The 25,234-nt window shown below is 60.1% G+C and carries 22 protein-coding genes; 12 read left to right on the top strand and 10 right to left on the bottom strand.

Annotation, left to right across the window (positions count from 1 at the left end; genetic code table 11):
• Positions 1–77: 77 nt before the first annotated feature.
• On the top strand, positions 78–857 hold the full coding sequence (locus BLR16_RS13335; protein ID WP_003367397.1) for an N-acetylmuramoyl-L-alanine amidase: 780 nt from the start codon (positions 78–80) through the stop codon (positions 855–857).
• Positions 858–910: 53 nt separating this feature from the next.
• Here BLR16_RS13335 and BLR16_RS13330 read toward each other — a convergent pair whose 3' ends face one another.
• Together BLR16_RS13330 and algB are read right to left on the bottom strand one after the other, a co-directional pair.
• The gene (locus BLR16_RS13330) at positions 911–2,698 is read right to left on the bottom strand and encodes a KinB sensor domain-containing domain (protein WP_003367399.1); all 1,788 of its coding nucleotides are present in this window, start codon (positions 2,696–2,698) and stop codon (positions 911–913) included.
• Positions 2,699–2,708: 10 nt separating this feature from the next.
• On the bottom strand, positions 2,709–4,055 hold the full coding sequence (gene algB / locus BLR16_RS13325) for a sigma-54-dependent response regulator transcription factor AlgB (RefSeq protein WP_003367401.1): 1,347 nt from the start codon (positions 4,053–4,055) through the stop codon (positions 2,709–2,711).
• Positions 4,056–4,252: 197 nt separating this feature from the next.
• Between algB and BLR16_RS13320 the strand changes: the two genes are divergently transcribed.
• From BLR16_RS13320 to BLR16_RS13305, 4 genes are all read left to right on the top strand, one after another.
• Entirely contained in the window at positions 4,253–5,092 is an 840-nt protein-coding gene (locus BLR16_RS13320; protein WP_003367404.1) for a BON domain-containing protein, read from the top strand.
• A 229-nt stretch (positions 5,093–5,321) separates the two neighbouring features.
• Complete coding sequence (locus tag BLR16_RS13315; protein WP_003432215.1) at positions 5,322–5,609, top strand: hypothetical protein; 288 nt, start codon at positions 5,322–5,324, stop codon at positions 5,607–5,609.
• 55 nt (positions 5,610–5,664) lie between these two features.
• Complete coding sequence (locus BLR16_RS13310) at positions 5,665–5,829, top strand: DUF1328 domain-containing protein (RefSeq protein ID WP_002555679.1); 165 nt, start codon at positions 5,665–5,667, stop codon at positions 5,827–5,829.
• A 2-nt stretch (positions 5,830–5,831) separates the two neighbouring features.
• The gene (locus tag BLR16_RS13305; RefSeq protein ID WP_003367410.1) at positions 5,832–6,299 is read left to right on the top strand and encodes an inhibitor of vertebrate lysozyme family protein; all 468 of its coding nucleotides are present in this window, start codon (positions 5,832–5,834) and stop codon (positions 6,297–6,299) included.
• Positions 6,300–6,553: 254 nt separating this feature from the next.
• Here BLR16_RS13305 and BLR16_RS13300 read toward each other — a convergent pair whose 3' ends face one another.
• Together BLR16_RS13300 and ompR are read right to left on the bottom strand one after the other, a co-directional pair.
• Positions 6,554–7,864: an ATP-binding protein gene (locus BLR16_RS13300; protein ID WP_003432212.1), complete on the bottom strand. Its 1,311-nt coding sequence runs from the start codon at positions 7,862–7,864 to the stop codon at positions 6,554–6,556.
• A 163-nt stretch (positions 7,865–8,027) separates the two neighbouring features.
• On the bottom strand, positions 8,028–8,768 hold the full coding sequence (ompR, locus tag BLR16_RS13295; protein ID WP_003318889.1) for an osmolarity response regulator transcription factor OmpR: 741 nt from the start codon (positions 8,766–8,768) through the stop codon (positions 8,028–8,030).
• A gap of 299 nt (positions 8,769–9,067) precedes the next feature.
• On the opposite strand from ompR, the gene BLR16_RS13290 reads away from it, so the two are divergent.
• From BLR16_RS13290 to gshA, 3 genes are all read left to right on the top strand, one after another.
• Positions 9,068–11,386, top strand: coding sequence for a Tex family protein (locus BLR16_RS13290; protein WP_003367415.1), 2,319 nt, complete (start codon positions 9,068–9,070; stop codon positions 11,384–11,386).
• Complete coding sequence (locus tag BLR16_RS13285; RefSeq protein WP_003367417.1) at positions 11,386–11,769, top strand: PaaI family thioesterase; 384 nt, start codon at positions 11,386–11,388, stop codon at positions 11,767–11,769. The genes BLR16_RS13290 and BLR16_RS13285 overlap by 1 nt, the downstream gene beginning before the upstream one ends.
• 242 nt (positions 11,770–12,011) lie before the next feature.
• Positions 12,012–13,604, top strand: a complete 1,593-nt coding sequence (gene gshA, locus BLR16_RS13280; protein ID WP_003432210.1) for a glutamate--cysteine ligase — start codon at positions 12,012–12,014, stop codon at positions 13,602–13,604.
• Positions 13,605–13,934: 330 nt separating this feature from the next.
• On the opposite strand, the gene argA is transcribed toward gshA, so the two are convergent.
• Positions 13,935–15,233: an amino-acid N-acetyltransferase gene (argA, locus tag BLR16_RS13275; protein WP_003367421.1), complete on the bottom strand. Its 1,299-nt coding sequence runs from the start codon at positions 15,231–15,233 to the stop codon at positions 13,935–13,937.
• 140 nt (positions 15,234–15,373) lie between these two features.
• Positions 15,374–16,522, bottom strand: a complete 1,149-nt coding sequence (gene argE, locus BLR16_RS13270) for an acetylornithine deacetylase (protein WP_003367423.1) — start codon at positions 16,520–16,522, stop codon at positions 15,374–15,376.
• 163 nt (positions 16,523–16,685) lie between these two features.
• Between argE and BLR16_RS13265 the strand changes: the two genes are divergently transcribed.
• A complete protein-coding gene (locus tag BLR16_RS13265; RefSeq protein ID WP_161437947.1) occupies positions 16,686–18,053 on the top strand; it encodes a CYTH domain-containing protein in 1,368 nt (455 codons plus the stop codon).
• A gap of 306 nt (positions 18,054–18,359) precedes the next feature.
• On the opposite strand, the gene BLR16_RS13255 is transcribed toward BLR16_RS13265, so the two are convergent.
• The gene (locus BLR16_RS13255) at positions 18,360–18,839 is read right to left on the bottom strand and encodes an Lrp/AsnC family transcriptional regulator (protein ID WP_003432206.1); all 480 of its coding nucleotides are present in this window, start codon (positions 18,837–18,839) and stop codon (positions 18,360–18,362) included.
• Positions 18,840–18,964: 125 nt separating this feature from the next.
• On the opposite strand from BLR16_RS13255, the gene BLR16_RS13250 reads away from it, so the two are divergent.
• The 3 genes from BLR16_RS13250 (at position 18,965) to BLR16_RS13240 (ending at position 21,668) form a co-directional block, all read left to right on the top strand.
• Positions 18,965–19,312, top strand: coding sequence for a hypothetical protein (locus tag BLR16_RS13250; RefSeq protein ID WP_003367427.1), 348 nt, complete (start codon positions 18,965–18,967; stop codon positions 19,310–19,312).
• A 110-nt stretch (positions 19,313–19,422) separates the two neighbouring features.
• Positions 19,423–21,207, top strand: a complete 1,785-nt coding sequence (locus tag BLR16_RS13245) for a type IV pilus assembly ATPase TfpB (protein ID WP_003432204.1) — start codon at positions 19,423–19,425, stop codon at positions 21,205–21,207.
• Positions 21,208–21,347: 140 nt separating this feature from the next.
• A complete protein-coding gene (locus tag BLR16_RS13240; RefSeq protein WP_002551535.1) occupies positions 21,348–21,668 on the top strand; it encodes a DUF2388 domain-containing protein in 321 nt (106 codons plus the stop codon).
• A gap of 69 nt (positions 21,669–21,737) precedes the next feature.
• Here BLR16_RS13240 and gcvH read toward each other — a convergent pair whose 3' ends face one another.
• The 3 genes from gcvH to BLR16_RS13225 form a co-directional block, all read right to left on the bottom strand.
• Positions 21,738–22,124, bottom strand: a complete 387-nt coding sequence (gcvH, locus tag BLR16_RS13235; RefSeq protein WP_003367432.1) for a glycine cleavage system protein GcvH — start codon at positions 22,122–22,124, stop codon at positions 21,738–21,740.
• 44 nt (positions 22,125–22,168) lie between these two features.
• The gene (gene gcvT / locus BLR16_RS13230; RefSeq protein ID WP_003367434.1) at positions 22,169–23,251 is read right to left on the bottom strand and encodes a glycine cleavage system aminomethyltransferase GcvT; all 1,083 of its coding nucleotides are present in this window, start codon (positions 23,249–23,251) and stop codon (positions 22,169–22,171) included.
• A gap of 154 nt (positions 23,252–23,405) precedes the next feature.
• Positions 23,406–25,022 carry an ABC transporter permease gene (locus tag BLR16_RS13225; RefSeq protein ID WP_074806592.1) on the bottom strand — a complete coding sequence of 539 codons (1,617 nt, stop codon included), beginning with the start codon at positions 25,020–25,022 and terminating at the stop codon, positions 23,406–23,408.
• Positions 25,023–25,234 lie beyond the last annotated feature (212 nt).

Genomic DNA, 25,234 nt, shown 5'->3' with positions numbered 1-25,234 from the left:
AACAAATAGCCGGCGGCCCATGCTATTTGTACACATTTTGTTATGATGTTTCATTTCCTGCCGACGCTGCCGACCTCATGAAGCTGTATTTCTCCGCCTTTATCATGCTCATCCTCACTGCCTGCGCCAGCGGCCCCAGGCTGGACACCAGCCACCCCTCGGTAAATTTCGATGGCCGTGCCCAGTATGTGGTGATGCACTACACCTCGGCGTCGCTGGAACGCTCGCTGCAATTACTGACCCATGGCGAGGTCAGCGCCCACTACCTGATCGGTGACGACAGCAAGGCCACCATCTACAAGCTGGTCGATGAAAACGCACGTGCCTGGCATGCCGGCGAAAGCGAGTGGGAAGGCCGCACCTGGCTCAACTCCAGTTCGATCGGCATCGAGATCGTCAACCCGGGCTTCAAGGAAACGCCGACAGGTCGCCTGTGGTATCCGTACACCGAAGCGCAGACCCAGTCGATCATTGTCCTGCTCAAGGACATCGTCAAACGTAACAAAATCGACCCCAAACACATCATCGGTCACAGCGACATCGCCCCGTTGCGCAAGCAGGACCCGGGGCCGTTGTTCCCGTGGAAACGCCTCGCTGCCGAAGGTCTGGGGAACTGGCCGGACGAACGCCAGGTTGCCCAGCGTCAGGCATTGCTGGCAGCCAACCTGCCGAGCATCACCTGGTTCCAGCAGCAATTGGCACGCCTGGGCTACAGCACTCCGCAAACCGGTGAGCTGGACGTCGCTACGCGCCAGGTACTGGCCGCGTTTCAGATGCACTATCGCCCGGCACGCTTCGACGGCGAGCCCGACGCACAGAGCGCGGCCATCCTGCAGGTGCTCAATCACTCGAATTGAAGCGCATGGGGGCTGGCGCTCAGTCAGCCGATGAGGGCCTGGCGATCAAGCCCTCAGAGCGGTAAAGCCATATAGAACTGCGTGCCCTGCCCTGGCCTTGAGTACACGCCCATTCGTCCGCCGTGCAGTTGGACGATCTCCTTGCACAGCGCCAGCCCGAGCCCGGCGCCGCCTTTCTTGCGACCCACCTGGACGAAGGGTTCGAAGATCCGCCCCTGCTGTCCGTAGGCAATGCCTTCACCGTTGTCCTCGACACTGATGATCGCCCGCTCGCCGTGACGCCTGGCCTGCAGGCGGATCAGGCCGTTCGGCGGCGTGTGACGCAATGCATTGTCCAGCAGATTATCCAGCACCCGCTCCAGTTGGGACTGATCGGCATGCAGACGCGGCATGGGCTCCTGCATATCCAGCATCAGCACAATATCCTGCTCCTGGGCCTGATCCTCGAAGCGCGCCTTGGCTTCCTGCAGCAAGGTCTCCACGGAACAAGGTGCAAGTTTCAGCTTCTGCAGACCGTTCTGGTAACGCGAGAAATTCAGCAGGTCGTTGATGAGCTGCATGAGGCGCTGCATCTCTTCGGTGACTGTATTGAGCAGATCGGCCTCACGGGACTCGGGAGCGAAATGCAGACGCTCCTGAAGAAGGCCGAACGCCATGTGCATACCCGTGACCGGCGTGCGCAACTCATGCGAGGCGCGCAGGACGAACTCGCTGCGTACCCGCTCGAAAGCACGCTGTTCGGTCACGTCGTGCAGCACCATCACAGCACCCAGGATGTGGCCCTTGGTGTGACTGACCGGTGTCATGCTGTAGGTCAGCAATCGAGACTCGCCGTCGATTTCGATGGCCAGATCTTCCGGCGCGCGCTCCAGCGTTCCGCCCCGCAGCACCAGATGCAGTTGCTCATCCAGTTCTGGACGGCTCAATGCCTCGCCGAGACTTTGCCCAAGGCGACTCTCGTCCCATCCGAGCTGGCGCTGCGCAACAGGGTTCAGGTGCTCCAGGTGCCCCTGGCGATCGATCATCAACAGGCCGTCGTCGATACTGTCGAGGACCGCTTGCAGGCGCTGCTGGCCCGCCAGAAGCTCATCGACGTTGGTCGCCTGATGCTGACGCAGGGCTTCGGCCATGATGCCGAAGCGCCGGGTCAGCAGGTTCATTTCTGCGGCCGAGGAAATGGGCAGCGTGACCTCGTAATCACCTTCCCCAATGCGATCGGCAGCCTTGGCCAGCGCCTCGATCGGTGCACCGAAACGGCGGGCGATGCCGTGCGCGGTCACAAAGCCGATGCACAGCACCGCCAGCCCGACCAGCCCCAACAAGCCGGCGATCCACAATGCACGGTCCCTGGAATTGATCTCGGCGGTGCTGATGTTCTCCAGTGCCTTGCGATGCACACTCAGCAGACCGTTGCGCAGAGCGTCGAAACTCTCGCTCAGTTGCGGGTTGCCCCGCATGCCTCGCGGATCATCGCCATATTGCTTCCAGGTGGCAATGAATCGCTGATAATCGCCCCGGGTCTTCTCAAAACCGTTACGCACATTTTGCTGGGTGTCCTGCGCCGACCCTTCCTCCAGCAGTTCTTCGAACTGCTGCTGGATTCTGTCCAGCTCAGCCTCATTGCGATTGGCACCGGTCATCAACGCCAGTTGATCACCCATGTTCTGGCGCAACTTCAAACCCAGATCGAGGATGGCGAAGTTATGCTGAATCAGTGATTCCTGAGTACGGGCCATCTGCATGACACTGACGAGCCCCAGCAGCAGCCCGAGCAACGCGACCGTGATAAGCGCCGAGATACTCAGGAAGAGGCGAGTGCGCAACTTCATGGCCAGCTTCATTTGAGGTATTTCATAGGTTGTACTGTTTTCGTTTGCGGTAAAGCGTCGAAGCATCGATACCCAGCGTCTTGGCGGCCTGATCAAGGGTTTCACTGGTTGCCAGTACGGCCCCGATGTGTGCCTTTTCAAGCTCGTCCAGACTCAAGGCCGCGCCCACACGTGGTGCATTGTTGGTCGGTTGCTCAGCCATGCCTAGATGACTGACCTCTACGCGATCCTGTGGACAGATGATGCTGGCACGCTCGATCACGTTGCGCAGCTCACGAATGTTGCCTGGCCAGCGGTAATTGAGCAGCGCGGCACGGGCTTCTTCGCTGAAGCCTCGGGCCGGACGCGCGTATTCCTTGACGAAACGCGCCAGAAAGCGGTCCGCAAGGGTCAGAATGTCTTCGCTGCGCTCACGCAGGGCCGGCAGATTCAGGGTGATCACGTTCAGGCGGTACAGCAGATCCTCACGGAAACGCCCGCTGCGCACCATGTCTTCAAGGTTGAGGTTGGTGGCCGCCAGGATGCGCACGTCGGCACGGCGGGTCACCGGGTCACCGACGCGCTCGTATTCCTTGTCCTGAATGAAGCGCAGCAATTTGGGCTGCAGCGTCAGCGGGAAGTCACCGATTTCGTCGAGGAACAGGGTGCCGCCATCGGCCTGATTGACGCGGCCCAGCGTGCTTTCGCTGGCACCGGTAAAGGCACCGCGGCTGTGGCCGAACAGTTCGCTTTCCATCAGTTCTGCGGTCAGCGACGGGCAGTTGATGGTGACGCAGGACTTCTTGGCCCGCTTGCTCCAGCCATGAATCGCCCTGGCCAGCTCGCCCTTACCGGTACCCGATTCGCCCAGAATCAGGATGTTGGCATCGGTCACGGCAACCTGACGGGCCGTTTCCAGTATCGCCATCATCGAAGGGCTGTGGGAATCCAGACCATCCTTGGGCTTGCGAACCTCGCCTTCCAGTGCTTCGAGACGGGCAGACAGTTGCCTGACTTCAAGCTGCTTGGCCGTTGCAAGGCGCAACTGGTCAGGACTGCACGGCTTGACCAGGTAGTCGGCTGCGCCCGCCTGAATGGCATCGACAGCGGTATCCACCGCCGAATGGGCAGTCACGATCACCACACGCATCCACGGCGCCTGAATCCGCATCTGCGCCAGCACGTCCAGGCCGTTGTCTTCGCCCAGACGCAAATCTAGAAAGCACAGATCGAATACTTGACGCTGCATGAGCGTGTCGGCCTGGGCTGCGCTGTTGGCAGTGGCGACACTGTAGCCTTCGTCTTCCAGACAGTACCGGAAAGTGCGGAGGATGGCGGACTCATCGTCCACAAGCAGAATACGGCCCTGATTCTCAGTGGCTGCTTCCATTTTTCCTACGCTCCTTAATGAATTGTCTCAGTTAGTCTCGGAATCATCGGGCAAGTTGCATGGTCAATTCTGATTGATTCTTCGGCATGCATGGTAGCTTTCTGATCAGCTAATGGCGAACAGCCTGATTAATCCGCGTTTATGCCGTTAAAACCGTCCATTCGGAGACGAGATCTCACCGCAAAAGGAACGCTCCTATGTTTTCACTGAAAAAGATTGCTCTGATCACGGCCGCCGCTGCGCTGCTGGGCAGCGGCCCGGTGCTCGCCCAGCCAGACCTGCCCACTCAACTCGCCGAGGCGCGTCAGGAAGGTTCGATCTGGACAGCTTTCGCGCTGAACAAGCATCTGAGCCCGTTCAAGATCGATGTGGGTGTCGAACAAGGCACCGCGACGCTCAAGGGCAAGGTTGAAAACGAAGTGGACCGCGAGTTGGCCGAACGCATCGCGCTGGATACCAAAGGCATTGAAAAGGTCGACAACCAGCTGGAGGTAGATCCTTCTGTTGCCAGCGAGCCCGGCACACGGACCAACATGGCTCAGCGCTTCGAGGATGCGACGCTGGTCGCGACGGTGAAATCCAAACTGCTGTGGAGCAGCGTGACCGAAGCGCTGACCATCGATGTTGACAGCAAGGACGGCGTGATCACCCTCAAGGGCCGCGCGCAAAGCCCTGAAGCGAAGGAACTGGCGGGCAGCCTGGCGAGTAACACCGATGGCGTGGTCAGCGTCAACAACCTGATCAGCCTCAGCGCGGCCGACTCGATTGCGGCCAAGACCCAGCCACAGTCGCTGACCCCGACCGAGGAAATGAGTGACGCCTGGATCACCAGCAAGGTCAAGGCGAGCCTGATCTACAGCCGGACGCTGGATGGGCTGAATATCAAAGTAGACACCAAGGCAGGTGTGGTCAGCCTGAATGGCGTGGTTGCCAACTTCGCCGAGAAGGAACTGGCCGTGGAAATCGCGCGAAATATTCGTGGCGTAAAAGGCGTCAACGGCGACGCACTGAAGGTCATGGCGCGCAGCGCAGGCTGACAGTTCCGGGCCGGAGTGTCGAACGCTTCGTGCAGAACGCACGATTACAAAGGGGTAATCGTGCAGCTTGCTGGCAGGACGCTCTCGTCAAACTTAATAAACTGTTGATTTTAAAGGATTTTACGCCACTCAAAAAACTGGCATGCAGTCTGCAATAACCTATTCAACAAAGGTCGATACACAACGACCCATCAGATTGAATGCCCACTCAGGCCAGGGGAGTTTGCAGATGAACAGCCAGCGTATTTCACAATTGCGTATCTCTCCCCTGCACATCCAGCAAGGTCTTTTTCTGCTCCTTGCCCTGCTCGTCACTCTGATCGCCATTCAGCAGTTCCAGCGTTGGAATCAAGCCAACGAGGCAACTCAACCAAAACAGCAGTTCATCCAGACCAGCAGCATCTCCTATCGCGGCGTCAGCGCTCCAGCGGTCAAGGACATGTCCTCAAGCCTGCGCAACGTTGACGGCCTGGTTTCTGTAGATGAAGTCGCTCCACAGCAAAAATGGGTTTTCTGACCCGACTTTAAAAGCAGCACCCCTTATTAAAACGGCATCAAAAAGGAGTATCACCATGTTGAGTTGGGCAATCACGTTTCTGATCATCGCTATCGTCGCTGCAGTACTGGGCTTCGGTGGTATCGCGGGCACGGCTACTGGTATCGCCAAGATCCTGTTCGTCGTCTTCCTGGTGATGTTCGTTGTGTCGTTCTTCTTCGGTCGTCGCGGTCGAGGCTGATAATGCACACGTCATTTCGCACACTGGCCGCCGCCCTGTTGATGGGTGGCAGTGTCATGGCCATGGCAGCCAATGATGGACAGTCTCGGGTCAATGAGCTTCTGAGCTCCGCCCCCGAGTACCGCACCACCTGGGCGAAAGTCGTCAAGAAGGAAGAGCGTTTGCCGGATTGGGTGATCAACCTGTCCGGTGCTTCCGAGCAGCAGATGACGGCGGCCACTGAAGATGGCGACAACTATCTGGTTGGGCCGCTTTGCGAAACGGCCGATACGTGCAAAAGCAAGCGCCTGATCGTGGCTTTCAGCCTCGACAAGGAAGATGCTTACGCTATGTTGGTTGAAGTGCCTGCCGGTCTTCCCGCAGACAAATCGCCAACACGTCACGCGACTTACCGTTATCTGGGTAAGCCTGACGAGGGTATGCAAAAGCTCTTGAATGAAGAGCTGCGCAAAGACCCTAACTGGTATTGATTCAGAAGAAAGGTGTCGACTCCAGGAGTCGACACCTTTCGGCTTTGTGCGGCCTGAGGAAGGTACGCGCATGACCAGGGGGCCGGGACGCGTTGATCAAGTGGATCGGCGTGACCTAGGGGTACAGGGAGTACCTCCGCCAAGGGCCGGGTCAGGCAAGCCGCCGTGCAAGTCCACGAGAATGCGTCGACCTTTCGAACGCCTCCAGTGACCTTGCACGGCGCTTTATATTTCCTTCCTGCTTCGATCCCGTATTAAATTGCATCCCTCGGCAACATCAGCCCCAGTGGCAACCTGACGCGTGCTTCAAGACCACCTCCCGAACGATTCCTCAACTCGACGTTACCCCCGTGCATGGCAGCAATACGCTTGACGATGGCCAGGCCGAGGCCGGTGCCCTTGCCACTGCGTGCGCGATCACCGCGAATGAACGGGTTGAAAATGGTGTCCAGTTCGGACGGATCGATGCCCGCCCCTCTGTCCAGCACACTCAACACTACGTAGGGCGCGTTTCGGTCACCGGATACATAGGCAGCGACTTCGATACCGTTGCCGGCATGGTGCTTGGCATTGCCAATCAGGTTGGTCAGCAGGCGCTTCATCGACACCCGACGCAGCGGGAAGGGCGGAATAGGCTCCAGACACAGACGGATGCTGTCTTCATCGTCATTGAAGGGTGCAACCACATCGCGCACCAGATGCCCCAGATCGACCTCTTCGATCTCCTCGTCACGGCCATCGCGGATGAACGCCAGGAACTGATCGAGAATGGCGTCCATGTCCTCGATATCGCGCACCATGCCTTCGGAGAACTCATTGTCGTTCATCAGCTCCAGAGACAGGCGCAGGCGCGTCAGCGGTGTGCGCAGGTCGTGGGAAACCCCGGCCAGCATCAGCTCGCGTTCCTGCCCGGCCTGCTCGACGTCTTCGGCCATCTGATTGAAGGCCCGATAGACTTCGGTCATCTCGCTCGGCGTGTCACTCACCGGCAGCCGCACGCTGCGCCCCTGCCCCAACTGGCGCGCCGCAAACACCAGACGCTTGAGCGGCTGACTCAGTTGACGCACGAAAATCCAGGCTGATGCCGTGGAAAGCAACCCGATGGCCAGGAACCAGCCCAGCACGTTCCAGATTTTCTGGCCGCGCAACGGGTGCGGATAAAGCGGCACTTTCAGCCAGCCGTCACCCAGGCTCGGCGCTCGCACCCACAGCGCGGGTGGCGCGTGTACCCGCAGACGCACTTCCGTGTCGGCGCCCAGCTCCGCCTGCATCTGCCGCTGATAGATCTCACTGTAAGGCCAGTGCTGCTCACCTTCCGGCACGCCACCGCCCACCACCCGAATCAGACCTGCCGCCTCGGCAATCGCATCGCGGTCGCTTTCACCGGCAGCCCAATAAGCACGCAGTGTCAGAGCAACGCCGTGGCTGTATTGCCTGTCGACCAGCACGTCTTCGTTCATCAGCAGATAAACCAGCGTCAGGGCCTTGGAAAACAGCACGACGATGAGCACCAGCCAGAGCGTGCGGGAGAAAAAGCTTTGCGGGAACCAGAGCGGAGTCTTCATAACTGCAGCCATACACTTTGCAGGGCGAGCGAGGCTCGCAGGTTTGCCGAACGCGGGCCGGACCCGATGGACGAACGCAAAAAACCAGTACGTCGATAAGCTTGTGAAAGATTATCGACGTAACTGGCAGCAATGACGGATGTCTGTGCCGACAACCGGGTTATCAGCGACTTCCGGCACCGTCCGGAACGAATACATAACCTACGCCCCAGACCGTCTGGATATAACGGGGCTTGGACGGGTCAGGCTCGATCAGGCGACGCAGACGGGAAATCTGTACGTCGATGGATCGCTCCAGCGCATCCCACTCCCGGCCACGCGCCAGGTTCATCAGTTTGTCGCGGGTCAGCGGCTCGCGAGCGTGCATGACCAGCGCTTTCAGTACCGCGAATTCACCGGTGGTGAGCATGTGCACTTCTTCACCGCGCTTGAGCTCGCGGGTTGCCAGAGACAGCACGTAGTCACCGAAACTGACCGACTCGTCTTCGCTGCCAGGGGCGCCGGGCACCGGTGCCGCCTGACGACGCAACACCGCCTTGACCCGCGCCATCAGCTCGTCCGGGTTGAACGGCTTGGCCAGATAATCGTCAGCACCCAGTTCGAGCCCCTTGATGCGGCTCAGCTCATCGCCCTTGGCGGTCAGCATGATAATCGGCACCTGATTGTTCGCGGCACGCAGACGACGACAGGCTGAAAGGCCGTCTTCGCCAGGCAGCATCAGGTCCAGCACCACAAGGTTGAAAACCTCACGGGCCAGCAGTCGGTCCATTTGTTCCACATTTGCCACGGCGCGGGCACGGTAGCCCTTGCTGGTGAAAAAACGTTCCAGGAGACTGCTCAGCCCCGGATCGTCATCGACAATAAGGATTTTTTCGCCTTCGGCATTTTGTGCGGTGCTGCTCATCGGATGCTCCTCTGATCTCGGGGCGCATTATGGCGTAGCTGCGGTGATGCGCACCTTGTGCATTGTTAGCAGATTTTACTGGAGGCGACACTTGTGCCTGCGTTTTCGCCGAAAAAACACCCCATTTGTCGGCCGATCCCCTAATCCGGCTTCGCTGGGTATAATGCGCCGCCCTCGAAGTCAGGCAACGCCGGACTCATGGCGGTTCGCCAGCCCTGAAAATAAATGCTGGCGCACGATACCCAGGCAAGGCAATTCGTACATAGCCCAGTTTTTTGCTCACAACTCCAGGTGGTTTTATGGACAGCATCAACAGCCGCATCGCCGAAGAACTCGGCGTACGCCCACAACAGGTCGCAGCGGCCGTAGCACTACTGGATGAAGGCTCGACTGTGCCCTTCATTTCCCGCTACCGCAAGGAAGTGACCGGCAGTCTTGATGACACGCAACTGCGCCATCTGGAAGAGCGCCTGCGTTATCTGCGTGAACTGGACGAACGGCGCGTCAGCATTCTTGCCAGCATCGAAGAGCAAGGCAAGCTGACCCCGGAGCTGGCGCGCGACATCAAGCTGGCCGATACCAAGACCCGCCTCGAAGACTTGTACCTGCCTTATAAGCAGAAACGCCGCACCAAGGGCCAGATCGCCCTTGAAGCCGGGTTGGGCGAACTGGCCGATGGCCTGTTCAACGACCCGAGCCTGGCCCCTGAAGCAGAAGCAGCCCGCTTCGTCGACGCGGAAAAAGGCGTAGCCGATGTAAAGGCCGCGCTGGAAGGCGCCAAGTACATTCTGATGGAGCGCTTTGCCGAGGATGCCTCGCTGCTGGACAAGCTGCGCAGCTTCCTCAAGCAGGAAGCGGTGATCAGCGCACGCGTGGTACCGGGCAAGGAAGAGGAAGGCGCCAAGTTCCGCGACTACTTCGAACACGACGAACCGCTCAAAAGCATGCCGTCGCACCGTGCGCTGGCGATTTTTCGTGGTCGCAATGAAGGCTTTTTGAGCTCCGCACTGAAAGTCGGTGAAGAATTGCCGGGCGCCATGCACCCGTGCGAGCTGATGATCGGTGAGCGCTTCGGCATCCAGAACCAGAACCGCCCGGCAGACAAATGGCTGGCCGAAGTGGTGCGCTGGACCTGGAAGGTCAAGCTGTACAGCCACCTTGAAACCGATCTGCTGGGTGAGCTGCGTGACGGCGCGGAAACCGAAGCGATCAATGTGTTCGCCCACAATCTGCACGACCTGTTGCTGGCCGCGCCGGCCGGTCAGCGTGCCACGCTGGGCCTCGACCCAGGTCTGCGCACCGGCTGCAAGGTCGCCGTGGTCGACGCCACCGGCAAACTGCTCGACTACGCCACCGTCTATCCGCACGTACCGAAAAACCAGTGGGACCAGACCATCGCCGTACTGGCCGCACTGTGCGCCAAGCATTCGGTCGACCTGATCGCCATCGGCAACGGCACCGCCAGCCGCGAAACCGACAAGCTGGCTGCCGACCTGATCAAAAAATACCCGGGTCTGAAGATGACCAAGGTCATGGTCTCCGAAGCAGGCGCTTCGGTGTACTCGGCATCGGAACTGGCCGCCAAGGAATTCCCGGACCTCGACGTGTCGATCCGTGGCGCGGTGTCCATTGCCCGTCGCTTGCAGGACCCGCTCGCCGAACTGGTGAAAATCGACCCGAAATCCATCGGGGTCGGCCAGTACCAGCACGACGTGTCGCAGCTCAAGCTGGCGCGCGGCCTGGATGCGGTGGTGGAAGACTGCGTGAACGCCGTGGGCGTGGACGTGAACACGGCCTCCGTGGCGCTGCTGGCACGCATTTCCGGCCTCAACACCACGCTGGCGCAGAACATCGTTGCGCATCGTGATGAAAACGGCGCGTTCAAGACCCGCGCGGCGCTGAAGAAAGTCAGCCGCCTGGGCGAAAAAACCTTTGAACAGGCCGCCGGTTTCCTGCGCGTCATGACCGGTGACAACCCGCTGGACGCCTCCGCCGTTCACCCGGAAGCCTACCCGCTGGTGCAGCGCATTGCGGCTGAAACCGACCGGGACATTCGCTCGCTGATCGGCGACGCCAGCTTTCTCAAGCGCCTGGACCCGAAGAAATTCACCGACGAGACCTTTGGTCTGCCGACCGTGACCGATATCCTTCAGGAGCTCGAAAAACCGGGCCGTGATCCGCGTCCGGAGTTCAAGACTGCCGAGTTCCAGGACGGGGTCGAAGACCTCAAGGACCTGCAACTGGGGATGATCCTCGAAGGCGTGGTCACCAACGTCACCAACTTCGGTGCGTTCGTCGATATCGGCGTGCATCAGGACGGTCTGGTACACATCTCGGCGTTGTCCGAGAAGTTCATCAAGGACCCGCGTGAAGCGGTCAAGGCCGGTGATGTAGTGAAAGTGAAGGTCATGGAAGTCGATATCCCGCGCAAACGCGTCGGCCTGTCGATGCGCATGAGCGACACGCCCGGCGAGAAAATCGATGGCGCACGCGGTGCCCGTCCAGGTTCTTCGCCTCGTCAGAACAACGCTCCGCGTAAGGAAACCACTGCGCCAGCGCCCGCCAACAATGCGATGGCGTCGCTGTTCGCCAATGCCAAGCAACTGAAGAAGCGCTGATGGATATTCCTGAAGATCTGACCCACAGCGCCTATTTCAAGATGCTCGGCTGCGAGCTGCGGCGTCTGGACGAGGGCGTTGCCGAAGTTGCGTTGCCGCTGGAGGCGCACCTGCGCAATCGCGGCAACGTGATGCACGGCGGTGCAATCTTCAGCCTGGTCGATATCGCCATGGGCCTGGCCTGTTCCAGCGCTCACGGTTTCGACCAGCGCAGCGTGACCATCGAGTGCAAGATCAACTACGTGCGTGGCGTCTCCGAGGGCGAAGTCCTGTGCATCGCCAAGGTGCTGCACGCGGGTCGCCGCACGCTGGTGGTCGAGGCTGAAGTCGTTCAGGGCGACAAGCTCGTCGCCAAGGCCCAGGGCACATTTGCGGTGATCTAGACTTGATCAAGGGCTGATGAAAAGCATCCCTGCGAACTGAACCTAGCCGTACCGACATCATTTGGGTTAATTTCGGCACCATTAGCGTGGTGCCGAGTCCATTTGGGTAGTACGACAAAGAGCAGTGATTGTGAACAGGCGCTACCGACCCACCAGGCGACTACGCCAGTTCCTTTCTTCACCCTTGTAGACCGTCAAGTCCACCCCCATATCGGGGCGACCGATGCGTGAAGGATTACACCTTGAGCGAACTTTTAAACCGTCGTCTTGCATTGCTCGGCGAGCGTAACAACCTCTCTCTGCTGGAGCAGTGCCTGCACGGTATCGAGCGTGAGTGCCTGCGCGTTACCGCAACGGCAGAACTGGCCCGGACGCCCCACCCGCAAGCTCTGGGTGCCGCCCTGACCAATGGTCAGGTGACGACCGATTATTCCGAATCGCTGCTGGAGTTCATCACGCCAGCCTTGAAGAACCCGGCCGAGACCATCGACAACCTGGACCGGATCCATCGCTTCGTTTACAGCAAGCTGGACAACGAACTGCTGTGGAGTCCGTCGATGCCTTGCCCGTTGCCGGACGAAGAGCACATACCGATTGCCTATTACGGCACGTCGAACATCGGCAAGCTCAAGTACGTGTACCGCAAGGGCCTGGCGCTGCGTTACGGCAAGACCATGCAGTGCATTGCCGGCATTCACTACAACTTCTCGTTGCCGGAAGACGCGTGGGCGCTGCTCAAGCAGACCGAAGACTTTGCCGGCGATGCCCGCGACTACCAGTCGCATTCCTACATCGCGCTGATTCGTAACTTCCGCCGCTACAGCTGGCTGTTGATGTACCTGTTCGGTGCTTCACCGGCACTCGACGCGGGGTTCCTGCGCGGCCGCAAGCATCAGCTGGAGCAACACTTCGACGCCGACACCCTGTACCTGCCGTACGCCACCAGTCTGCGCATGAGCGACCTGGGTTATCAGAGTGACGCCCAGGCCGACCTGACCCCTTGCTACAACGATCTGGTCAGCTACACCGATAGCCTGCGCAAGGCTGTGGCCACGCCTTACAAGCCTTACGTCGAGGTCGGCACTCATGACCAGAACGGCGAGTGGGTACAGCTCAATACCAATGTGTTGCAGATCGAGAACGAGTACTACTCCAACATTCGTCCCAAGCGTGTGACTTATAGCGGCGAACGCCCTATTCAGGCGCTGGTGGCCCGTGGTGTGCAGTACGTCGAAGTACGCTGCCTGGACATCAACCCGTTCCTGCCGACCGGCATCAGCCTGGAGCAGTCGCGCTTCATCGATGCCTTCGTGCTGTATTGCGCTCTCGAGGAAAGCCAGCAACTGGCCAGCCACGAATGCTCCAACGCAAGCTCGAACTTCCTGTCAGTGGTCAAGGAAGGGCGTCGCCCGGGCCTGAGCCTGATGCGTGACAACCGCCCTGTCGATCTCAAGACCTGGGCAACCGAGCTGGTGGAGAAGATAACGCCGATTGCCCGCCTGCTCGATCAGGCTCAGGGCACCGATGAGCACCTCAAATCGATTGCCGTGCAACAGGCCAAGATCGACGATACCGCGCTCACACCGTCTGCTCAGGTGCTGGCCAGCATGGAAGCGCATAACGAGGGCTTTACCGCGTTCTCCCTGCGCCAGAGTCAGGTCCATGCAGAATACTTCCGCACTCACCCGCTGAGCGCTCAGGAACAGGCAGACTTCGAAGCCCAGGCCAAAACCTCGATCGAAGAACAGGCCGAACTGGAAGCGACCGAGGAAGTGGTGGATTTCGACACGTTCGTGGGGTCGTATCAGGCGAGCATTCTGTCGATCAGCAACTGATCGTGCAATTAATGTGGGGAGCTTGCTCTCGAAGGTGCCGGTGCAGGCGCGACTATCGTGCGGCGCTCTGCGTCGCATGCCTTTCTGGACGCTCCGCGTCCTCTTGACGACGCAGAGCGTCGAGAACTGCATTCCCACGCTGGAGCGTGAGGAACGATCATCTCAACTATCGTGCCCAATGCTCTGCGCTTCTGCCCGAAGGGCGTGGGTGAGCCTGCTCACGAAAGGGACGGTTCAAACGTCCCTTTCCGGCGGCTTGTACCAGCCTCTTCGTGAGCAAGCTCACTCCCACAAAATATAGCCAAGAGTGCTCTGCGTCCGCCCCCAGGCTTATATCGCCTTTTCGAAGATCTTCGAATTACGCTGGTAGTTGTACAGCGAGGCGCGGGCGCTTGGCAGACGGTCGACGCTGCTGGGTTCGAAACCGCGTTCGCGGAACCAGTGTGCGGTGCGGGTGGTGAGGACGAACAGGGTCTTGATACCCAGGGCCCGGGCGCGGTTTTCAATACGCTCCAGAAGCTCGTCACCACGGCCGCCGTGCCGGTATTCCGGATTGACCGCCAGACACGCCAGCTCGCCCGACTCCGAATCGGCAATCGGATACAGCGCAGCACAGGCGATGATCAGCCCTTCGCGCTCAACCACGCTGAACTGCGTAATCTCGCGTTCCAGCACTTCGCGGGAACGACGCACCAGAATGCCCTGCTCTTCCAGCGGCGTGATCAGGTCCATCAGACCGCCGACATCCTCGATGGCCGCTTCGCGCACCAGTTCGAACTGCTCCTGCGCGACCAGCGTGCCGCCGCCATCGCGGGTAAACAGTTCGGTGAGCAGCGCGCCGTTCTCGGCATAACTGACGATATGGCTGCGCGCGACACCGCCACGGCAGGCCTCGGCCGCGGCGTCCAGCAGTTCCGCCTGATAGTTGGCACCCAGGCGCTGCAGGTGCGCGGGCACCTGTTGCGGACGCAGTTCGCGCACCAACCGGCCCTGCTCGTCCAGCAAGCCGGTTTCGGCGCCGAACAGCAGCAGTTTGTCGGCGGCCAGATCGATGGCCGCGCGGGTGGCGACGTCTTCACAGGCCAGGTTGAAAATCTCGCCGGTCGGTGAATAACCCAGTGGCGACAACAGCACGATATGACGCTCGTCCAGCAGGCGATTGATGCCCTTGCGGTCGACCCGGCGCACTTCGCCGGTGTGCTGATAATCGACACCCTCAAGCACACCGATAGGCCGTGCGGTGACGACGTTGCCGCTGGTCACTCGCAACCGCGAGCCCTGCATGGGCGAGGCGGCCATGTCCATCGACAGACGCGCCTCGATCGAAATGCGCAGCTGACCCACGGCATCGATCACGCACTCCAGCGTTTCGGTATCGGTGATACGCATGTCGCGGTGGAAGCGCGGGGTGATACCGCGCTGAGCCAGACGGCTTTCAATCTGCGGGCGGGAACCGTGAACCAGCACCAGGCGCACGCCCAGGCTGTGCAGCAGCACCAGGTCGTGGACGATGTTGCCGAAATTGGGGTGCGCAACGCCGTCGCCGGGCAGCATGACGACGAAGGTGCAATCGCGGTGAGCATTGATGTACGGAGACGCGTGGCGAAGCCAGTTGACGTATTCGGGCATGACAACAAGAGCCTGTAGAAAAAATGGACGAAAAAAAGAAGCACGCACAACGGTGTGGTGGTTATCGTCGGAACAGGCTTGGCAGCACGCGCAGTCTCCTTTTACTCAAGATGCTTTCATTAACACAGGTTATGCCTGACTCACTGGGGCGTCAGGCAGTAATGTTCGATCAATTGACGTAACAGACGCACTGTAGGGTCAAGACGTGACATTTCGAGGTATTCCCCCGGCTGATGCGCACAGGCGATGTCGCCCGGGCCGAGCACCAGTGTCTCGCAGCCAAGGCGCTGAAGATAAGGCGCTTCGGTGCCGAATGCTACTGCTGCGGCCGTATGACCGGTCAGACGTTCAGCGACACGCACGAGTTCAGCGTCAGCGACCTGCTCGAACGGCGCGCATTCGGGGAACAATGGCGCATAGTCGATCTGTACCTGATGCAGCTCGGCCAGCGGCTGCAGCTTCTGCCGAATGGCCGAGCGCAGCACTTCCGGGTCCATGCCCGGCAGCGGACGCAGGTCGAATTCCAGCGAGCACTGGCCACAAATCCGGTTCGGGTTGTCGCCGCCATGAATACAGCCCAGGTTCAGCGTCGGCTGCGGCACCGTGAATTGCGGGTTGCGGTACTTCGCTTGCCACTGCGTGCGCAGGCCCTTGAGTTCGCTGATGGCGTCGTGCATGGCTTCGAGTGCGCTGTGCCCAAGGCTCGGATCGGAGGAATGGCCGCTGCGCCCGAGAATATCGATGCGCTCCATCATCACGCCCTTGTGCAGGCGGATCGGCTTGAGCCCGGTCGGCTCGCCAATCACCGCCGCACGACCCAGCGGGCGGCCGGCCTCGGCCAGCGCACGGGCACCGGCCATCGAGCTTTCCTCGTCGCAAGTGGCGAGGATCAGCAGCGGCTGCTTGAACGGCTGGTCAAGAAGGCCACGCACCGCTTCGATGACCAGCGCAAAAAAGCCCTTCATGTCGCAACTGCCCAGCCCGACCCAGCGGCCATCCACCTCGGTCAGCTTCAAGGGGTCGGTCTTCCACAGCGCCTCGTCGAACGGCACGGTATCGCTGTGCCCCGCCAGTACCAGACCGCCTGGGCCTGTTCCATAGGTCGCCAGCAGATTGAACTTGCCGGGGGACACTTGCTGGATGTCGCAGGCAAACCCAAGATCGCCGAGCCATCCGGCCAGCAGATCGATGACGGGGCGGTTGCTCTGGTCCAGAGAAGGCTGAGTGCAGCTCACCGAGGGTACGGCGATCAGGGCGGCGAACTGGTCTTTCATGGACGGCAACGGCATGGACGCTTCCTGTAATCGGGACGGAACACGGCCCATCATAGGGCCATAGCAACCCAGGAATAAACCGTTTCGGGCCATGTCCTGTACACTGACGGCCTCAGCAGCCGTTCAATCATGGGCTGCGCTCCCGTTTATCCGTATCAGCGTTTGGATTCCCCCGGCCATGCAAAAAGAAACAGAAATCAAACTCCGCGTCAGCCGCGAGACCCTCGCTGCACTGCGTGAACACCCGTTGCTCAAGAAGCGCAACAAGAGTGGCTGGGAGCGCCTTGAACTGTCGAACCAGTATTTCGATACCCCGCAAGGTGAGCTGGCGCAGGCCAAAGTCGCCCTGCGCATCCGCCGCGACGGCGATCAGATCATCCAGACCATGAAGACTCGCGGGCAAAGCGTGGCCGGCCTGTCCGAGCGCAATGAATATAACTGGGACCTGAGCAAGGCCAAGCTGGACCTGAAGAAGCTCGAAGGCGATTGCTGGCCCGAGCAACTGGCCGATCTGGACAAGAAAACCATCAAACCGCTGTTCACCACCGATTTCGTGCGTGAGAAAGCAGAGATCGCCTGGGGCCGTGGCAAGGCCAAAGTGGTGATCGAAGCCGCACTGGACCTGGGCCAGGTGGTGGCGGGTAAGCAGAAGGAAGAAATCTGCGAGCTGGAACTCGAGCTGCGTGAAGGCGAACCTGCCGCGCTGCTGGAGCTGGCCGCCGAATTGGCTGCAACGCTGCCGCTGATGCCGTGCGATATCAGCAAGGCCGAACGCGGCTATCGTCTGCTCGATGCCAGCAGCTACTCGCTGAGCCTGCACGCTCCCGCTCTGCACGCAGAAAAGCCGCTGGACGACGCTTATTCCGCGCTGGCCTGGCACCTGCTGGGCAGCAGCCAGCGTCTGGCCGAGCAATACCGTTTCAACGGCCACTGGCGTCTGCTGCAGGACTGGGTCGAGATGCTCGCCGAACTGCGCGCCCTGACCAGCAGCCTCGGCCAGGCCGCGCCACGCACCTCGACCGCACAACTGCGTACTGCGCTGGACGCCTTGCTGGAAGACTGGCGACCGCTGGTTCAGGCCGGGCAGGACGATGCCGATGTACGCGGTGCCGCCCACGAGCAATTCCTGGAAGAATTGCAGGACACGCGCTGGGGCGAGTTCTCGCTGAATACCTCACGCTGGTTGCTGGCCCGCAGCTGGACCACCGAACGCAACACCCGCGGCAATCGTCAGGGCGCCGCACTGTTGAGCAGTTGGCTGCCACGCCTGCTGGGCGAAGAAGCCACGTCCCTGCAATTAAGTCGTTATCAGCAGCAGCCGGAAGACCTGGCAGAGCAACTGCCCCGCATCGAGCGCATCCAGTCATGGCTGCACTGGGCACGCGGCGCGCTGGACCTGCCGGAACTGGATCGCCTGTATGGCGAACTGCGCAAGCTGGAAGAACTGGCGCATCTGGACATCAGCGACGAAGTCCTCGATGCCCGCGTGCAACAGGCCATCACCGTATTCCAGAGCCGCGCGTGGAAAACCCTGCTGCGCTTGTAAGGGCTGGATTCGTGGCATTGGTCCCCACGCTCCGCGTCCGATCTTGAACATGTGGTGCGGCGCAAATTTGTGACGCAGAGCGTCACGAACTGCATGCCAACGCGGAGCATTGGCACGATAGTCATCTTGATGCGTAGGTTAACTATCGTCCCCACGCTCCGCGTGGGGACGCCGTTCTGGACGCTCTGCGTCCGATCTTGAGTGTGCGGCGCGGCGCAAACTTGTGACGCAGAGCGTCACGAACTGCATGCCAACGCGGAGCATTGGCACGATAGTCAAAAGCGCACCTCGGCATCCGGTATGAGTTCAGCCTCCCTGGCGCAGCAGCGGCAGGCTGGTGGTGGATTTGATCTCTGACAGCGCTACTGTCGAGTTCACTTCCTGGATGCCGGGCACCAGCGAAAGCTTTTCAAAGAAGAACCGCTCGTACGCCTCGATATCCGGGGTCACGATGCGCAGCAGAAAATCCACCGACCCCATCAGCACATAGCACTCCAGCACCTCCGGAAAACCACGAATCGCATCGGTGAACTCGGTGAAGTTGGAGCGCCCGTGGGCATTGAGTTTTACCTCGGCGAATATCTGTGTGTTCAGACCGATTTTCTTGCGGTCCAGCAACGCCACCTGACGGCGAATCACGCCTTCATCCTTGAGCCGTTGGATGCGGCGCCAGCAGGGTGATTGCGACAGACCGACCTGCTCGGCGATCTGCGCACTGGAAAGCGAAGCGTCTTCCTGCAGCAGCGCCAGAATCCTGCGATCGTAACTGTCCAGCTCGATTTGCATAATTAATTTTCTCAAACAGTCTGTGGCGCATTAACAAGTCTTATAAAGACTAATCCACCCAATGATGGACCAGAAATTTCTTTTCACGCATGCAAAGATTTCCAGCATCCTTCTGGAGTACCAGCATGCCCAATCTCGAAGCCGTCACCCCCCCTTCGCAGCGTCCAGATAGCTGGTCGTCGAGCAATGCGCAGTGCTGCGCACGCTACCGTGTCTGCGCCGAAGCCGAGCCTGCCTTGCTCTGTCAGGTGTTGAACCTGTTTGCCATGCAGTACCTGATTCCCGACCAATTGAGTGCCGTGCAGCAAGAGAACCTGCTGCTCATCGATCTTCAGGTCTCCAGATTGAGCTGGCATCGGGCACAAGTGATTGGTGAAAAAATGCGCAACCTGATCGACGTCTGCTCAGTGGAGGTCGAGCAAGTCGACGCCCGCAATACCGCGCAATCCCGTGTCGCCCTGGCGACGGGCTGAATCAATTCGCCTGCTCCGGCAATTCCCGGTCGCATAGAACGAACAACGCTGTCACGCTTGGCGTCTACTCTTGTTCATCGTCCAATGACGAATTGCCTCAAGGAGCGCACATGGCAGCCCTGGCCCCCTCTTCACAGGATCGCTGGCTCGATCTGAATGATGTGTTGCGTGATCTGGTTGCCGAAGGCTATCTCGGCCAGGACGACGCGGAAACGGCACTCACCCAACGTCGCAGCGCGGTGAACATCCAGCTGCATCCCCTCGAGTTTCTCGCTTCGCTGCAGTTTGACGACCTCAAGCGGCCGGGCAAGAAGCTGGACGTGGAAACCCTGACCGCCTGGCTGGCCAAAACCTGTGGCCAGCCTTACATGCGTATCGATCCGCTGAAGATCAACGTCGCGGCGGTCACACCACTGATGTCCTACGCCTTTGCCCAGCGCCACAAGATTCTGGCCGTGGCGGTCGATCGCGAATCGGTGACCATCGCCAGCGCGCAGCCTTATGTGCGCTCATGGGAAGCCGACCTGGCGCATGTGCTCAAGCTGCAGATCAAACGTGTGGTCGCCAACCCGTCAGACATCCAGCGCATGGCGATGGAGTTTTTCAGGCTGGCCAAGTCGGTAAGCGGTGCCAGCGCCTCTGAGCAAAAAATGAGCAACATGGGCAACTTCGAACAGTTGCTCAAGCTCGGCGCCAGCGATCAGGAGCCTGACGCCAACGACGCGCACATCGTCAATATCGTCGACTGGCTGTTCCAGTACGCCTTCCAGCAACGCGCCAGCGATATTCACATCGAGCCGCGCCGCGAACAGGGCACCGTACGCTTTCGAATCGACGGGGTGCTGCATAACGTTTACCAGTTTCCGGCGCAGGTGATCATGGCGATTGTCAGCCGCCTGAAAAGCCTGGGGCGGATGAACGTCGCCGAAAAACGCAAGCCACAGGACGGGCGGGTCAAGACCACCACGCCTGAAAATCGTGAAGTGGAGTTGCGCCTGTCGACCCTGCCGACCGCGTTCGGCGAAAAAATGGTCATGCGGATCTTCGACCCCGAGGTGTTGCTCAAGGACTTCGACCAACTGGGCTTCTCCAGTGACGACCTGCGGCGCTGGCAGGAAATGACCCGCCAGCCCAACGGCATCATTCTGGTCACCGGCCCGACCGGTTCGGGCAAGACCACCACGCTGTACACCACCCTCAAGAAACTGGCGACCTCCGAGGTCAACCTGTGCACCATCGAAGACCCCATCGAGATGGTCGAGCCGGCCTTCAACCAGATGCAGGTGCAGCACAACATCGAACTGAGCTTTGCCGCCGGCGTGCGCGCGCTGATGCGACAGGACCCGGATATCATCATGATCGGCGAGATTCGCGACCTGGAGACCGCTGAAATGGCGATTCAGGCAGCGCTTACCGGTCACCTGGTGCTGTCGACGCTGCACACCAACGACGCACCCAGCGCCATCAGCCGGATGCTCGAACTGGGTGTGCCGCACTACCTGCTCAAGGCGACCATCCTCGGCGTCATGGCCCAGCGTCTGGTGCGTACCCTTTGCCCGCACTGCAAGGCCCCGATCAACCTGAACGAAACCGACTGGCAAACCCTGACGCGCCCCTGGCAGGCACCGGTGCCACCCGGCGCGCATCAGGCAGTCGGTTGTGTGGAATGCCGAGATACCGGCTATCGGGGCCGGGCGGGTGTCTACGAGATCATGGTCATGTCCGACAACATCAAGGCATTGATCTCGGCGGACCTCGACCTGACCGCCATGCGTCGTCAGGCCTTCAAGGAAGGTACGCGCAGCCTGCGTCTGTCCGGCGCGCAGAAAGTCTCGGCAGGCCTGACTACACTCGAGGAAGTGTTGAGGGTGACACCGCAGAGCGAACAACGTTGATCAGGGTGAAAGCGTTGTTCCAGAAGGCCGCGCGGCATGGCGAGCCCGCTAAAGTGAACTACGCGGTACACCTTGATTGAACTAGTTCGTAGCTTTGGCTATCCAACCCCTCAGAACAACCACAGCTGGAGTAATTCATCATGCGTCTCAAGTTCGCTGTCGCCACCGTAGCCTTGCTTTCCATCCCAATGGGTTCAGCGATGGCTGACACCTTCTGGCGTAATGTGCTGTCTTCCGGTGCAACCACCGGCTCGACTTACCTGACCTTCAAGGATCACAAGCTGATCGTTGCCGCCCAGGACGACGCAGGCAGCTTCGTCGCCAGCGACGGTGGCATCCGCGGTCCGTTCCTGGAAGCGGCCATCGAGCAGGTGCGCAAAGACAATCCAGGCCTGAAAGCCACCGACATGGAACTGGCCAACGCGATCCTGGATAAGAATCTGGTCGCTGAAAACCAGTAAGTCTTGCCGATTAGCTTCGCGCATAAAAAATGCCGCTCCATGAGCGGCATTTTTGTGAGCGGCAATAGGTTATTCGCCGATAGCGCTCTTGTACCCGGCTGCATCCAGCAGCTTGGCCAGATCGCCACTGGCGTCGCTTGGCTTGAGCTTGAAGATCCAGGCGTCGTACGGATCACTGTTGAGCGACTCGGGAGAATCGCCCAGCGCTGCGTTGACTTCGATCACCTCGCCCGCAACCGGCGAGTAGATATCCGAAGCAGCCTTGACCGACTCCACAACACCGGCAGTGTCAGCGGCAGCGAACACTTTGCCGATTTCCGGCAGTTCGACGAAGACCACATCGCCCAGTGCTTCCTGTGCATGGTCCGAGATGCCAACGGTCACGGTGCCGTCTGACTCCAGACGTGCCCACTCATGACTTTCGGCGAAACGCAGCTCGGCGGGAATATTGCTCATTTAGTCATCCTCAACATCGGGTCAGCGGAAAACCCGCCATTAGGTTAGATCAAGGTTTTGCCGTGGCGCACGAACGCAGGCTGCACCACGCGCACCGGGTACCATTTGCCGCGGATTTCCACCTCGGCCCGGTCAGCGGTCGCCATCGGAACGCGAGCCAGTGCAATCGATTTGCTCAACGTAGGAGAGAAACTACCACTGGTGATCTCTCCTTCGCCAATTTCTGCGACACGTACCACCTGATGCGCCCGCAAAACGCCGCGTTCTTCGAGCACCAATCCCACGAGTTTGAAGGCGGTTCCCTCAGCCCGTTCGCTCTCCAGTGCCTTGCGACCGATAAAATCACGGTCGGCAGGCTCCCAGGCGATGCTCCAGGCCATATTCGAGGCCAAGGGCGAAACATGTTCACCGATGTCCTGGCCATACAGGTTCATGCCCGCCTCAAGACGCAGCGTGTCGCGAGCGCCCAGGCCGATCGGCGAAATACCCGCGCCAACCAATTCATTGAAAAAGCTTTGAGCCTCTTCGGCAGGCAGCATGATCTCCAGGCCGTCCTCGCCGGTGTAGCCGGTGCGCGCGATAAACCAGTCACCGTCATCAAGCCCTTCGAACGGCTTGAGCTGGTGGATCAGTTCGGCGCGGGCGCTTGAAACCAGCTCGGCGATACGGGTTCTGGCCTTGGGGCCTTGAATGGCGAGCATTGCCATTTCACTGCGCTCGACCAGTTGCACGTCGAAGTCGCCCAGTTGCGCCTGCATCCAGGCAAGATCCTTGACGCCGGTCGCCGCGTTGACGACCAGCCGATAACCTTCAGGCGTGAGGTAGACGATCATGTCATCGATCACCCCGCCGCTCTCGTCCAGCATGGCGCTGTACAAGGCACGACCGGGGGTTTTGAGCTTGTCTACATCATTGGCCAGCAGACGACGCAGCCAGACCCGGGCCTGACGGCCGAGCACATCGATCACGTTCATGTGAGAGACATCGAAGACCCCACAGTCGCGACGCACCTGATGGTGTTCCTCGACCTGCGATCCGTAATGCAACGGCATGTCCCAGCCACCAAAATCGACCATTTTCGCGCCAAGGGCGAGGTGCAGGTCGAACAGGGGGGTACGCTGTCCCATGGGTTTCTCCTTCCGGGCGTGGCGAAGGTGCGGGCAGACGAGATCGGCAAGCCCCCCAATAAACCGGAGTTTGCAGCACGTAACAGCTGACCGAATTGTCTGACAGACCGCACCAATTGCGGCGCATTGTAGCCGCAAGGTGAGAACCCCGCACCTAGCCAGTCTGACGGGCAGAGCGGCGAATCAGCCCAATGACGGGTAATAGTCCTACAAGCACCAGCGACAAAGCCGGCAACGCAGCCCGTGCCCACTCGCCCTCGCTGGTCATTTCGAAGATGCGTACCGCCAGCGTATCCCAGCCAAACGGGCGCATCAGCAGGGTTGCCGGCATTTCCTTGAGCACATCGACGAACACCAGCAGCGCCGCGCTCAGCGCCCCTGGCACCAGCAACGGCAGATACACGTTGAGAAACAACTTTGGTCCGCTGACCCCCAAACTGCGCGCCGCTTCAGGCAATGACGGGCGGATACGCGACAGGCTGTGCTCCAACGGACCGAAGGCGACGGCGATGAAGCGCACCAGATAAGCCAGCAGCAAGGCCGAGAGGCTGCCCAGCAGCAAAGGCTTGCCTGCGCCGCCCAGCCAGCCGGACAGCGGAATGACCAGTTCGCGGTCCAGGTAACTGAACGCCAGCATGATTGAAACCGCCAGTACTGAGCCAGGCAATGCGTAGCCCAAATTGGCGAGGCTGACGCCGCAGCGGATCGCAGGCGTGGGCGCCATACGTCGGGCAAATGCTAGAATCAGCGCCACACTGACGGTGATCAACGCCGCCATGCCACCCAGATAGAGCGTGTGCAGAATCAGCCCTGTGTAGCGCTCATCCAGATCGAAGCGGCCACGCTGCCAGACCCAGACGATCAGTTGCAGCATTGGCACCACGAAAGCACAGAGAAACACCAGCCCACACCAGAAGCTCGCGGCCAATGCCTTGAGGCCGCGCAACCGGTAAAGCGCAGCGCCACGCGGACGCTCGTTGGCCGGTCGGCTTGCACCCCGGGCGCGGCGTTCGCCGTACAGCAGCACCAGCACGGCCAACAGCAGCAGGCTGGCCAGTTGCGCAGCGCTGGACAGGCTGAAGAAGCCGTACCAAGTCTTGTAGATGGCAGTGGTGAACGTGTCGAAGTTGAACACCGACACCGCACCAAAATCGGCCAGGGTTTCCATCAGGGCCAGCGCCACCCCCGCGCCGATGGCCGGACGCGCCATTGGCAGCGCCACGCGCCAGAACGCCTGCAGGGGTGTGTTGCCCAGCACTCGCGCAGCTTCCATCAAGCCCTTGCCCTGCGCCAGAAACGCCGTGCGCGCCAACAGGTAGACATAAGGATAGAAAACCAGCACCAGGACGATGATCACCCCACCGGTGGAGCGCACCCGAGGCAGGCGCAGACCGGAGCCGAACCATTCGCGCAACAGGGTCTGCACCAGACCGGAAAAATCCAGCAGCCCGACGAATACGAACGCCAGCACATAGGCGGGGATCGCGAAAGGCAGCATCAGCGCCCAGTCCAGCCAGCGGCGACCGGGAAATTCACACAGGCTGGTGAGCCACGCCAGGCTCACCCCCAGCAACGTCACGCCCACGCCGACACCCAGCACCAGGATCAGCGTATTGCCCAGCAGACGCGCCATCTGGGTTTCGAGCAGGTGCGACCATATCTGCTGGTCAACCGTCTCCCACGACAGCAGCAAAACGCTCAGCGGCAGCACGACCAGCGCTGCGATGGCGAAAACCAGGGGGTACCAGCGGCGTTGGGCAGGATGGGCCACGGTGTTCTCGAAATCGGGATGGATGAGTGAGTGACAAGTCTCTGCGTCATTCGTCTAGGGCGCTGGAGCGCCCACCGTTACACACCCGAAAAATGGGGGGAATGAACCGTAGTATCAGGCAGGACATACACCTTTGTGGGAGTGAGCTTGCTCACGAAAGCAACGGTCCAAACACCTCATTTACGGGGCTGTGCCGGCCTCTTCGCGAGCAA

The sequence above is a fragment of the Pseudomonas sp. BS3767 genome (assembly GCF_900099665.1).
Classification (GTDB): domain Bacteria; phylum Pseudomonadota; class Gammaproteobacteria; order Pseudomonadales; family Pseudomonadaceae; genus Aquipseudomonas; species Aquipseudomonas cerasi.
This window is presented reverse-complemented; position numbering and strand designations above follow the sequence as displayed.